At 67.6% G+C, this 12,462-nt stretch carries 11 protein-coding genes; all 11 read left to right on the forward strand.

The annotated features are described in order from the left end of the window. Positions 1 to 105 precede the first annotated feature (105 nt). The 11 genes from VF289_RS16325 (at position 106) to VF289_RS16375 (ending at position 12,388) form a co-directional block, all read left to right on the forward strand. Positions 106 to 1,728: a hypothetical protein gene (locus VF289_RS16325; RefSeq protein ID WP_330884960.1), complete on the forward strand. Its 1,623-nt coding sequence runs from the start codon at positions 106 to 108 to the stop codon at positions 1,726 to 1,728. A gap of 56 nt (positions 1,729 to 1,784) precedes the next feature. Next, positions 1,785 to 2,525, forward strand: coding sequence for a hypothetical protein (locus VF289_RS16330; RefSeq protein ID WP_330884961.1), 741 nt, complete (start codon positions 1,785 to 1,787; stop codon positions 2,523 to 2,525). Between the two features lie 3 nt (positions 2,526 to 2,528). Further along, positions 2,529 to 4,313, forward strand: coding sequence for a type IV secretion system protein (locus VF289_RS16335; protein ID WP_330884962.1), 1,785 nt, complete (start codon positions 2,529 to 2,531; stop codon positions 4,311 to 4,313). Continuing rightward, the gene (locus tag VF289_RS16340) at positions 4,313 to 4,615 is read left to right on the forward strand and encodes a hypothetical protein (protein WP_330884963.1); all 303 of its coding nucleotides are present in this window, start codon (positions 4,313 to 4,315) and stop codon (positions 4,613 to 4,615) included. The genes VF289_RS16335 and VF289_RS16340 overlap by 1 nt, the downstream gene beginning before the upstream one ends. A gap of 128 nt (positions 4,616 to 4,743) precedes the next feature. After that, the gene (locus VF289_RS16345; RefSeq protein ID WP_330884964.1) at positions 4,744 to 5,052 is read left to right on the forward strand and encodes a hypothetical protein; all 309 of its coding nucleotides are present in this window, start codon (positions 4,744 to 4,746) and stop codon (positions 5,050 to 5,052) included. Between the two features lie 30 nt (positions 5,053 to 5,082). After that, positions 5,083 to 6,546 carry an SCO6880 family protein gene (locus VF289_RS16350; RefSeq protein ID WP_330884965.1) on the forward strand — a complete coding sequence of 488 codons (1,464 nt, stop codon included), beginning with the start codon at positions 5,083 to 5,085 and terminating at the stop codon, positions 6,544 to 6,546. Continuing rightward, positions 6,546 to 8,066: an ATP-binding protein gene (locus VF289_RS16355; RefSeq protein ID WP_330884966.1), complete on the forward strand. Its 1,521-nt coding sequence runs from the start codon at positions 6,546 to 6,548 to the stop codon at positions 8,064 to 8,066. The genes VF289_RS16350 and VF289_RS16355 overlap by 1 nt, the downstream gene beginning before the upstream one ends. Then, positions 8,053 to 9,876 carry a type IV secretory system conjugative DNA transfer family protein gene (locus VF289_RS16360; protein WP_330884967.1) on the forward strand — a complete coding sequence of 608 codons (1,824 nt, stop codon included), beginning with the start codon at positions 8,053 to 8,055 and terminating at the stop codon, positions 9,874 to 9,876. The genes VF289_RS16355 and VF289_RS16360 overlap by 14 nt, the downstream gene beginning before the upstream one ends. Further along, complete coding sequence (locus tag VF289_RS16365) at positions 9,876 to 11,015, forward strand: ArdC-like ssDNA-binding domain-containing protein (RefSeq protein ID WP_330884968.1); 1,140 nt, start codon at positions 9,876 to 9,878, stop codon at positions 11,013 to 11,015. The genes VF289_RS16360 and VF289_RS16365 overlap by 1 nt, the downstream gene beginning before the upstream one ends. An 18-nt stretch (positions 11,016 to 11,033) precedes the next feature. Next, positions 11,034 to 12,020, forward strand: a complete 987-nt coding sequence (locus VF289_RS16370) for a hypothetical protein (protein WP_330884969.1) — start codon at positions 11,034 to 11,036, stop codon at positions 12,018 to 12,020. Continuing rightward, positions 12,017 to 12,388, forward strand: a complete 372-nt coding sequence (locus VF289_RS16375; protein ID WP_330884970.1) for a hypothetical protein — start codon at positions 12,017 to 12,019, stop codon at positions 12,386 to 12,388. The genes VF289_RS16370 and VF289_RS16375 overlap by 4 nt, the downstream gene beginning before the upstream one ends. The last annotated feature ends 74 nt before the right edge of the window (positions 12,389 to 12,462 follow it).

The raw sequence follows: 12,462 nt of genomic DNA on the forward strand, positions 1-12,462 counted from the left end.
TCTCGCGTCCGTATCGGGCGGTGGGATGGCCGGCGGGGCAAGTGGCAGTACTCCACACGCGATGAGCGGGACCTGACGGCTGAGGTGCCGAGCAAACCTGCGGCGGTGCTGCTGTACAACTCGCAGGCGCGCTGCCGGACGCTGGTGGTCGATGCGGACGTGTCCGGGGCGGACGGGCTGGAGTTGGTGCATCAGGTGGTGGCGTTGCTCGAGCGTTGCGGAGCCAGAGTCGTTGTTGACCACTCCCCCGCTGGAAAGCATCACGTCTACGTGCCGTTGCGCGAGGGTCTGAGCGTGGAGGACGCGGGTGCACTGGCGAAGGCGCTGGCGCTTCGGTTCCCAGGCATCGATCCTCTGCCGCACACCACCGGGGCGACCTCGGGCTGTATTCGCACGCCGGGCTCTCCCTACAAGGACGGCAGCGGCTTCCAAGAGCTGGTCACGCCAATGGACACTGCGCGCCGGGTCTTGATGATGCGCAATGGCTCCGAGGTGATCGGGGCGCTTCGGCGTGAGTTGATCGAGGAGCTGGCCACCGGAGCGCGCGAGGCGATGACGCTGGCGCGGCCTCTGGAAGAGCTGGAAGACGAAGCAGCTGTGCTCAATGCGCCGTTCGTCGGCCACGTCATGGCTCCGCGCCTGTTGGCCCTCGCCCAGGAAGGGCTGTACCAGGAGGCGGGCTACGGGGACCGGTCCACGGCCCGCATGGCGGTGCTGTGCGCTGCGGCTCGGGCCGGGCTGCGGTTCGAGGATGTGGCGGCGCGCGTGGAGGACGGGCGCTGGGCGGGACTGGTCGAGCTGTTCCAGAACGCGAACAAGCCGGGCCAGCTGCTCGGGAAGGAGTGGCGTAAGGCGATTGCCTTCGTGGCGAACAGCCAGCGCACGAAGAAGTCTGTCCGTCACTGCAACACAAGCGAGGACGTAGAAGTCACGAGGGGGGCACCCCGGGCTCGCACGAACGAAGAGATCACGATTGACGAGCATCGCTTCATCCGACGTTGGAGGGCTGTGCTGGGTGAGGTGGAGGCGCTGGAGCTGTCGGGGCCTCGGGGGATGCACGCACGGTTCCTGCTGCGGGCTCTGGCGGCTGCTGCTCATCAGAAGGGCTCGCGGCACGTCGAGTTCGGTGTGCGGTCACTGTCGCTGTCTCTGCCGGTCCAGCCCTCGACCGTCTCTCGTGTCCTGGCGGAGCTGCGGGCTGAGGACGATCCGTGGATCTCGCTGGTGCGTGAGGGAGAGGGCACTCGGGCTGACCTGTACGAGCTGCGACTTCCGGAGCGCCACATCGAGCGTGCCGAGCGGGTGGAGCTGCCGAGCGGGAAGATCCATGCGCTGCGACCGGTGTTCCGTGAGCTTGGCGTAGTGGCGGCGCTGGTGTTCGAGGCGATTGAGCAGGGAGCCCCCTCGGTCGAGACTGCCCGGGTGCGCGCTGCGGTGTCGAGGTCAGCGGCCTATGAAGCGCTGGAGCTGCTGGTGGCGTGGGGATTGATCGAGCGCGACGGCAGGGGCCGGCTGTTGGCGGTGCCGTCCCGATTGGGAGAGGTGGCCGAGCGCGTGGGAGCGGCCCTCGTAGTTGGGGTGCTGGTCGAGCGGTTCCGTGCCGAGCGGCGCGCATGGATTGAGCACCTGTCCCGGCACGCGGTCTCGGCCGAGTGGTGGGCTGCCGTCGTGCGGGACGGTCCTCCGCCCGATGTGGATCTGGAACCGGAGCTCGTGAGCGTTGCCTAGCGCCGTGTCGTGGTGGGCGCGCTTGTCGATGAGGACAGAGAGACGAAGGAGCTGCCATGTGGATTTTCAGGGTGCGCAAGGTGCAGATCGCACTGGCTGCTGTGGGGGTGATCGTCCTCGTCATCGCCGGACTGGCGGTGGTGGGGCACTTCTCCAACGTGCCGGATGACGAGCGGATCGAGGTGAGGCCGACGAGCGAGGAGCCCAGTGTGGTCGGGGCAGATGACCCGACACTGGAGGCGAACCCGGTGGTGCTGCCGCTGCCGAGCACGAGCGAACCCCAGGAGCTAGCTCCCGCGGTCGCGGAGGTGCTGGGTAGTGCGGACACGGCCCGGTTCCAAGAGGCGTACTACGTGGCGACCATCGCCTCGGCTGCGCCGGAGATTCCGAACGAGGGCGAGGCCCCGACGACGCCCCAGCAGTGGGCGCAGCAAGTCGTCACCACGGCATGGGAGCAGGACCCGTGGGCGGATCGGGCGCAGTACAAGACGACCGACACGTTCACGGCGCAGAAGGTGACCACGGCCGACAACGGGGAGTTCCTGGATGTCTTCGCGCCGCCCTCGGCAGAGGGGTCGGCCGAGGCGCGGGAGTACTTGACCGGGGAGGGCCTGGTGGTGATGGAAGTCGAGGGGACACTGCTGCGCGAGCTGACCGATCCTGCGGACGGGCAGCGCAAGCAGAAGGACATGGGCACGGTGAGCTGGACGGTCGCCATGCTGTGCACCGAAGGGCAGGACTGCACGGTGTTCCTCGCGCTTCCTGGCTCTCTTTCGGAAGCTGCGGAGGAGGGCTGAGCGATGGGTGACCTGTTGAAGGATCTCGCGGGAGTGGGTTTCGGGTTGCAGACGGCCCCTGCGAAAGCAGGGGCGACTGCTGCTGCTGGGGGGATGACCCTGGTGGGCGATGCGGCCAAGGAGGCTGTGGGAGACGCGATCCAGGGCAAGGCCGAGGAGTTCCTGTGGGATCTCGCCCAGAGCGTCGTGGATGGGACGCAGATGCTCTTCCACATAATCATCGACCTTTTGCTCCAGCTGTCGGAGCCCCAGGTGACCGGTGAGTTCATCTACACGATGGGCGGGCGGATCTTCTTCATCAGCCTCCCGCTGATCGTCGCGTTCGCAGCGATCCGCATCATCGCGGCATCCCTGCGCGCGCAGGCGCTCACCGGGGCGCGGGACGCTTTTTTCGGCGCAGCCGTGTCGGTGTTGGGAACAGTGGCGCTTGTGCCATTGACGGCCGTCGCGGTGCGAGCGGTCGATGCTGTCGCCAACGGGATGATCACAGCGACTCTCAGCGACGGCGACGAGTTCGTTGACGACGTCATGGCTGCGGTCGTACAACTGGGGACGATGATGGGCAACACGGTCAGTGGGGCTGAGGTCTCTGGCCCGGTCCAGCCCTGGGAGGTCGCCGCGGGGGGCGTCATCACTACCTCACTGATCTGCATCACGGCGGCGGGTCTGCTGTTGATCGCGAGCCTCGTCATCGGTCTGGCGCTGGTGGCGCGGAACATGCTGCTGTACATCGTGATCGTGGTCGGTCCGCTGTGCCTTTCGGGGATCGCCTGGGGGCCGACCCGGCGCTGGGCGTCGATCTGGCTGGGCTGGATGGTGGCGCTGATCTTCACGAAGCTCGCGATCGTGGTCGTGATGGGTCTGGGGGTCCTCGCGGTCACCGCGACGATTCAATCCGGTGAGGTCACCGCCGATCCGCTGCCGGGGCTGACCACGGTCCTGTCCGGGGTCTTGATGTTGATCCTGGCGGCGTTCATGCCGATCGCGTGCTTCGCCTTGTTCGGCTGGATGGGTGAGGCCGGGGTGCGGGAACTCCAGGGAGCTGCCGACGGCGCTCAGGGAATGCTGACCTCAACTCCCGCGGCGGCGCTGTCTGCCTCGCAGAGCGCAGGCGGGCGACTGTCCTCACTGCTGGAGGGATTCGGCTCGGACAAGGGCGGCGACGCGGGCCTGGCCGGTGGAGAGACTGGCGGGGCCGGTGGTGCCGCCGAAGCGGCCACGACCGCACAGACGGGCGCGGAAGCGGGTGCGGCCGTGGGTACGACGGCCGCGACCGGTGGACTCGCTGCGGGCGCTGTGGTCGCGGCCGAGGCAGCAAATGGGGCCAAGGACGCCGGAGAAGCGGTCGCGGACGGGGTGCAGGACAACATCAACGGCGCGGTGTCGGAGACGACCGAGAGTGGCGGGGATGCCTCTTCCAGCGCACCGAGTAGCACTGGCGGTGGCGGCGGCGAGCAGCCCTTCTCCTGGGAACAGTCCGCACCGGGTGAGGGCACCGAGAACGGCGGCAGCGCCGCTCCCGTGGTGGCCGATGAGCCGATCCGCGGCGAAGGGCCGGCTGCGGCTGAGCCCGTGCCGGTCGATGCCGCACCTGGGGAAGTCCCCGAGAGCGGAGCGCCGGTGGATTCGGCGCCATCGGCGACTCAGACGCCGCTATCCGAACCTGCATCGGTCCCTTCAGACATGGGAGCTGCGCCGGAGGCGACAGCGGGAGGGGATCCGCCTGCTCCTGTGAGCGTTCCGCTGGATGCTCCGGTCACCGGGGAGAGCACGGAAGGGGGTAGGTGATGGAAGAGGTCGAGACACCGCCTGCGAGACCGTTGGTGCCGGTGAGCGACGGCATGGACTCGGCGCGCGAGCTGCTGGTGTCGGTCGCTGGGACGATCGCCAACGCGGCGATTCTGGCGACCGTCGCGGCGCTCATCATCGGCGCGATTCTGTGGGGTGTCGGGGTCGCACTCCAGCGTCCCGGCATGAGCCAGAAGGGGGTGCAGACCCTCGTTGGCGCGGTCGCGTGCGCGATCGTCGCGGCAGGGCTGAACACTTGGATCGCGTGGTTCGGGCAGCAGGCCATCTCCATCTGGCACTAGCGCGACTCGAGGAGCAACGGGGTGTCTCGGCGGAAGCCGGGGCACCCCTCGTTGTGTGTCGTGACGGGCTGGCTTGTCCCTTCATGAGCGGTGAGAGGCACCGCGGGTGAGTCGTGAAGGAGCCTGAGATGCGAGACGAGCTGGTGGCAGGAACCGACCCGGGGGTCACGCCGACGTGGGATGCACTGCCCCCGGGGGTGCGGACGTTCCTGGTCGATGTGGTGGGAACGCTGATGAACGTCGGCATCCTCGCGGCTGTGGCCGTGGTGATCATCGGAGCGATCGTGTGGGGCTTCGGCTCGCTGAGCAATCGTCCCGGCGTCGGCAGCATCGGCGTGAAGATCCTCGCTGTGGCTGCGGCCGTGGCGATCATCTGTGCGGGTGCCAACGCACTGATCGGCTTCTTCGCGGGCCAGGGCGTGACGATCTTCTCCTGACCAGGAGAGCGTGAGAAGGAGGAGACCGGCATGACTGTGGATACACGCGAGGAACGACGGATCACTGCCCGGTTCCCGAGGCTGTCTGGCCGCGGCCTCATCATGGGCCTGGGCACGGCCCAGCTGGTGCTGGTCGGCGTCGCGTTCGTGAGTCTGATCGCGGCGTTCACGACGGGGCGGTGGATGTTCTTCGCTGCCGTCATCGTTGTGTCGCTGACGCTGGTGCCGACCTGGTTCACCGGTCGGCCGCTGATCCAGTGGGTGCCGTTGATGGGGCAGTGGGTCCGTCGCAATGTGCGAGGCCAGGCGTCCTACCGGGTTCGGCCGCTGGCCCCTCGTCCTGCTGGAACGCTGGGTCTTCCCGGTGATGCGGCGCGGCTGCGGGTGTTGGTCGATGAGCGCACCGGGGCGGGGCTGCTGCATGATCCGAGCACTCGGACGCTGACGGCGATCGCCAAGGTTGAGCCGATGGATTCCTTCGCGCTGGCAGAGGGGTCTTCGCAGGACGTGGTGGCTGGGGCGTGGGGGTCGCTGCTGTCGAGCTTCTGCACTGACTCCTCCAATGGCGTGACGCGGGTTGGGGTGCTGCTGCGAGCGGTCAGCGACGGCGGCGAGGAGATCAACGCGTGGTTCCAAGAGCACGGCAGCGATCAGATCTCCCCGGCGGCGTACGAGGCGTATGCCGACTACCTCTCGCGCTCGCGTACCGATTCGATCCGGCACGAGTCGTTCATCTCGATCACGCTGGATATGAAGGCGGGCGGCGTGGCGGCGCTGATCCGGCAGGCCGGTGGCGGTGTGACGGGCGGTGCTGAGGTGCTGCGCAGTCGCATGGAGTTCGTGCGGGGGCAGTTCACTGAGGCGTCGCTGTCGTTCGTGTCCTGGGTCGGTTCAGGCGATGTGGCACTGCTGGCGCGCACGGCCTATGACCCGGACGTGCAGCCGGAGTTGGAGGCTCACCGGGAGGTCGGCCGGTCCCTGGCGGGGGCCGGTCCGATGGGGCTGGATGAGTCCTTCACGTATCTGCGGACCGAGGCGGGGTATCAGCGAGTGCTGATGGTGGTGGAGTGGCCGCGTAAGGCGACCACGGCTGGGTTCCTCCAGCACCTCGTGGTCGCCCAGGTGCGCCACACCTTCGCTCTGGTCTGCGAGCCGATCCCGACGAAGAAGGCCATGGCGCAGGCTCGTCGCGCCTCGACCTCGGCGGAGACGGACCGGATGTGGGAGCAGAAGTCCGGGGCGGTGGACAGCGTGGAACGCAAGCGTGAGCGGTCCGCTCTGGCGCGTGAGGAGGAGGCGCTGGAGTCCGGGCACGGGGCGTTGAACTTCGCGGGCCTGGTGACGGTCTCGGGGCACACGCTCGATGAGCTGCGCATGGCGACAGAGCAGGTCCGCACGGCCGCGCTGCGGTCGGGGTGCGAGCTGCGGGTCATCGGTGGAGAGCAGGCGTCGGCGTTCATCGCAGGGGCGCTGCCGTTTGGAAGGGGCCTGTGATGGTGGAGGAGCGCACGAAGCGCCGGGTGATGCGGTCCCGGTTCGGGGATCTGTCCAAGCAGGAGCTGCGCGAGCTGCGCAAGGCTGAGCGTCGGTTGGTGACGGATGCGTACAAGGAGGAGGCGGCACAGCGCGCGCGGGTGGCGGAGCAGGAGAAGGCCGCGTGGCGATCGCGAGACTTCCTCCCTGCCGCTGGTGAGGCGGGGCCGGCTGCACTGCACACCCCGCGGTCGTTCGTTGCGCCGTCGCACCGGGCCGACTCAGGGATTCTGGGGCTGGCGTATCCGTTCCTCGCGGACCCGGGCCTGGGGACCAAGGGGACGATGGTGGGACGGAACCTGCTGGGGGGCAGCGCGTTCGTGTACGGGCCGTTTGACCTGTACAAGGCAGGGATCATCTCTGATCCGAACATCATCATCAGCGGCAAGGTGGGCGAGGGGAAGTCGACCCTGGTCAAGGTGCTGACCTCGCGCGGGGCAGCGTTCGGCTACCGGTCCTATGTCCCGGCTGATGTGAAGGGTGAGTGGACCGGGCCGTGCCGGGCGATCGGAGGATCGGCGTTCGAGATCGGGCCGGGGATGCTGGCGCGGATCAATCCGCTGGCCAACCCGATCCATCGGCCCCCGTCGATCAGCGAGCAAGAGTGGGTCATCACCTCCCGGAACCGGCGCGCGATGCTGCTGGAGTCGATCGCTGAGCGGCTGCTGAATCGGGAGCTGTGGGCGATGGAGCGCAGTGCCCTGTCCTACGCGCTGGAGCAGGTGGAACGGCGCGAGCAGGAGGAGCCGACTCTGGCTGAGGTCGTGCACGAGCTGTTCAATCCGGAGAAGAACAGCCACGGTCGCGTGCCGGAGGGGTTCGGCCGCATGACTGAGGTCGCCGCGCATTCGCGGGAGGTGGGGCACTCGCTGGCGCGGCTGACGACGGGCGCGCTGAGCGGGGTGCTGGATCGTCGCTCCGAGGGGGTGCAGTTCGATCCGTCTGCCCCGATGGTCTCGGTGGACGTGTCGCGGCTGCGGGGCAGTGAGCTGCTGGACGTGGTGATGACGTGCACCTCGTCGTGGATGGAATCGGCGCTGATGGACGGCACCGACTCGCAGCGCTACATGATCTATGACGAGGGGTGGAGGGTGTTCGCTCGGCCCCCGCTGCTGCGCCGGATGCAGGAGCACTGGAAGGTCGCCCGGAACTGGGGGATCTCCAACGTCTTGGTGATGCACGGCTTCGGGGATCTCCAGACAGCGGGCGACGGCGGGGAAGCCTCTCGCGCCATGGCCGCGAACCTCGTCAACGACTCTTCGACCGTGATCTCTTTCCGGCAGTCCGGAAAGGCTGTGGCGGCTGCTCAGGACATGTTGGACCTGACCGACACGGCTTCGAGCTTGCTGACCCGGCTGCGGCGCGGGCAGTCGCTCTGGCGGATCGGGCAGCGGATGAGCCTGGTTCAGGTCACCCGCAACGCACGCGAAGCGGCCCTGTTCGACACTGACGAGCGGATGGTGACTCATGGCGCGGCGTGACACTAGAGAGGAGATGCGGCGTCGAGCTGGAGGGCTCGAGGCCGCGTTGCCATATCTGCTGCTGGTGGTGATGGTTCCTCCGGCGCTGCTGTGGGGGGCCGGTTGGATCGTCGCCAGGCTCTCGGGCCGCACGTACAGTGCCGGTCCCGGTGAGCTGTGGGCAGCGGTCACCGGTCCCGGACGGGCCGGTGCCGCTCTCGGCGCGGGCTCCACCATGGCCGTTTGGGCGGTATTCGCCGTACTGCTGGCGGTGGTGGGGTTCCTGGCGGTCGCGATGTTCCGCACTGTGCGGGGGCAGCGCGAGCAACAGCGGCAAGAGATTCAGAATGAGAAGGGGCTACCGGACAAGCGCGTGGTCGCACGCGAGTACGGAGAGCGCTCGGTCATGGCGCGCCGGACGCAGATCCGGCCGGACTTCGTGCCCGAGGGGCGGCGTCCTCGGGTCACGGACTACGCCTTCTATGACGGTCGGTGCCAGGGCGTGAAGATGTACACCACGTTTGAGACGCCGACGATGCTGCTGGCTCCGAGCCGGGTGGGAAAGACGCAGAACGTCATCGCACCGCGGGCAATCGAGGCCCCCGGCCCGGTGCTGTCCACGTCCACCAAGACGGAGCTGGTGCGCCTGACGTGGGAGCACCGGGAGAAGCTGGGCGGTCCCATGCTGATCTGCGACCCCGAGGGCGTGGGCGCGGAAGCAGGATTGCCCGGCACCGTGCGGTGGTGCCTGTGGTCCGGGTGCGAGGACGTGACCGAGGCGCTATCGCGGGCGAAGGTGCTCGCCGCGGGCGGTGCCAGCGGCGTGCAGAACGGAGAGTTCTGGGAGAACGTCACCAAGCGCGTGTTCACGCCGCTGCTGCACGCCGCAGCCGTTGACGGTGGCGTGCGCATGAGCGACTTCCAGCGCTGGTGCTTCGATCCGAAGTTCGCGGAGGACGCGCTGACGATCCTCCAGGACCGGCCCGGCGCGGAGGATCTGGCGTCGATGCTGGAGTCCGTGGTGAAGATGGACGACCTGGAGACCCGCGCGAATATGTGGGCTCCGGCCGCGAACCTCGGCACTGCGCTGGTGGACCCGCGTATCCGAGACACGTTCGGCCCTGACGGCGAGCAGCTGAACATCGATGACTTCCTGCGCCGTTCGGGCACGATCTACCTGATTGCTCAGGAGAACGGCAACGCTTCGGCGCTGGTGCTGACTCTGGTGGATGCGGTGTGGCGGCGCGCGGTTGTGCAGGCCAATGGTGCCCCGGGTGGGCGGATCGAGCCGCCTATGCACCTCAGCCTCGATGAGATCGGGAACATCGGCACGCTGCCGGTGCTGCCGCGAATGATGAGCGAGGGCGGCGGTCTGGGTGTTCAGACCACGGCCGGGTTCCAGTCCCTCGCGCAAGCGGAGCTGCGCTACGGCGCGGCCGGTGCGCGTGCGCTGTGGGAGGCGGTGACACAGCGGTTCGTCCTCGGTGGTGTGAGTGACGACAAGGTACTTGCAGAGCTGTCGCGGATCGCAGACACGCGGACTGTGGTCCAGGAGTCGGTTAACAGCGCCCGTCGCGGGGAAAGCCCGGGACGGGGCTACTCCGACCGCGTGGAAAACGTGCTGGAGAAAGCCCAGATCGAAAAGATGCGGCGCGGCCTCGCCTGCGTGGTGGAGGCGACGAAGCCGCTGATTGTGGTGGAGCTGGAGCCAGCTTTCCGCCGCTACGCGAAGAAGAAGGACCGGGAGAAGGGGGGCTCACGTCCGGTAACTGCGGGGGCAGTGCCAGGACCGACCGAGACCAGTACAGAGACCCCGAAGGGTGAGCAGTGATGCCGAAGCAATCGCGCGAGGAGTACCTCGCAGACAGAGCCCAGAGAGTCGAGCAGCTGACCGAGGCCATGGCCGATCGCGTCTCGGCGATCGCGACCGGCACGGAGGCGCAAGAGCTGGTGGCGTTCGTAGCTCAGTTCCGCTCCCGTTCTCCCCGAAACGCGATGCTGATCTTCCAGCAGTGGGAGGCACGCTGTCAGGCTCAGGAGGACCCGGCACAGCGGCCGGAGCGTCCCAGCATGATCGCCGGATACAAGCAGTTCCAGGAGATGGGCCGACAGGTCCGCATGGGCGAGAAGGGCTATCAGATCCTCTCCCCCGTCACGGCGCGATTCGCCTCGGCCACACCCAAGGTCGCGGAATCGTGGCGTCGGCTCGCTCCTCGCGAGAAGCCGAACCCGGGTGAGCGAGTGGAGTCCAAGATGGTCGGGGTCAAGCCCACGACCGTGTTCGACATCGCGCAGACGGACGGGCCGGAGATCCCGGCGCTGCCCTCGTGGGAACCGCTGGCCCCCGGTGTCGTCCCGGAGGGACTGCGCGAGGCCGTAGAAGCGGAGATCGCGGCGGAGGGGTTCAAGCTCTCGGCCACGGCCGATGGACAGATCGGTGCGGAAGGATCGACCAACTTCGGCACCAAGGTGGTGACCTTCGATCAGAGCCGCGGTGAGAACGAGCAGCTGGCGACCTTGCTGCATGAGTTGGGGCATATCAAGCTGCACTCCCCAGGTGAGGGCGCGCCAGAACTTTCGACCCATCGCGGCCAGATCGAGTTCGAGGCGGAGACGTTCGCTCACGTCATCGCGGGGTTGCACGGCATGGATACCTCGGCCTCGTCAGATGCCTACGCGGCAGGCTGGACTTTCGGACAGAACCGGGCCGATCCGAGCCTCACCGCAGAGATAACGGTCAACGCGGCCGATCGAGTGATGAAGGCCGTCAACGGCACCCTGGATCGGATGCCGGTCGGTGGCGATCTGGGTACCGGAGCTCCGCCGAAGCCAGAAGGGAAGGACGCACCCACCAGCGACCAGCGGCGGGTGCGCAATGCGCTGCGCATGGAGGCGCAGGCACCGGCGAAGATCCGTGAGGAATCGCCGGTCGATGAAGGCCCGCGGCCCACGCTGCGCGCCCACCGATGAAGGTTAGGAGACCGGGCGATGAAGATTCCGTCAGAGAAGCCTGCCGATACGGCCGAGAGCGTAGGGCAGCGTTGGCCGCTCCGCGTTGAGGACGAACATCGGGAACAGTGGGAGTGGTTCAAAGCTCGTTGGAACGCCCACAGCGAGGCGGTGTCGGGGCCGCTGGAGGTCCGGTGGGCACAGCTGGATCGTGAGCCTCCCTTCGCTGTAATCGGCCGGGAAGGGGCGGAGGAGAGCATCACGGTAGCGCTGAGTCGGGACGGCGCCGCGCTGCGGTTCATCCGCACCGAGGGAGGGCGGAACATGACGCTCCCGAGCGCTGCGCGAGTCCTCGAGGTTCGTCCCGTTGAGATGGATCGGGCGCGGGCGGCGATCCTTGACGGGCTAGAGCAATCAGAACGAATCGCCGGCCGAACGCCTGTGCAGGCCGCGTTGAACGACTGGGTAGATCTGAGCAAGCTCGCCCGTTACCGGGATGCGATCGAATCGGGCTATATGACGGCCACGAGCACCCTGCTGAACGAAGGCATCAACCCGGACGGAGTGTGGACAGACGAACATCTGTCCCTCTCTGACGAAGCGGTGCAACGGTTCGCTGTGCTCGGACGTAGCGCGACGGCCAACGCGGCTGCGGTGCTAGAGCACGGGGACAGGGCCGAGGACCTGATGGTGGCTGTCGAGGTTTTGACGGGCAATCCGTGGGAGTGGTCGGTCGAGCGCAAGGAGTTGGAAGATCAGCTCGACGAGCGGTTACGCGGAATCGGGCTCCATACGATCGCAGAACAATCGCGGCGAGACTTCAACCGCGCGCGGGTGCGAGGAGTTGCGATTGCAGGCGGTCAGATCAGCAATCTGGTGGCTGAGAGACCTCGTGTCGAGCGGCTTAGTTCTCGGAACGTCCAGCAACGCAACGAGGAGCGTATGGAGCGCCAAGTGACTGCCCGGATTCGGGATGAGGACCCAACGGCAGCGCTGCGCTCGAACAGGCCGCGACTGAGTCGATGAGGAGAGTTCGAGCTCACGCCGTGGTGGGCCAACAGCGGGCGCGCCGCCGACGCCAGTACGCCGAGTACATGGCCTCGGCGGCGTGGCATATGCGGCGCCGTCGCTGGGTCGAAGAGGAGGAGCAGCGCACCGGGAAGCCGGTGTGCTGCGCCGTCTGTGACAGCGAGGAGTGGGACGACTTGCACCATCTGACCTATGACCGGATGGGGCAGGAGCGCCACACGGACATGGTGGCGCTGTGCCGTCCTCACCATGACCAGGTGCACCGGGCCTACGATGCTGGCCGGTGGCGGAACATAGGCTACGAGGCGGTGATGCGACGGTTGCTGCGGCTGGCGCGCGAGGAGCACGGACGGCGGAGAGCATGACGCGATGGTGGATGCGCGACGGGGCGGGGTTGGTCGAGGACCAGAGCCGTCCCGCTGTGCCGTTCCCTGCGCTG

This window comes from Brachybacterium sp. (genome assembly GCF_036379615.1).
In the GTDB taxonomy this organism is placed as follows: domain Bacteria; phylum Actinomycetota; class Actinomycetes; order Actinomycetales; family Dermabacteraceae; genus Brachybacterium.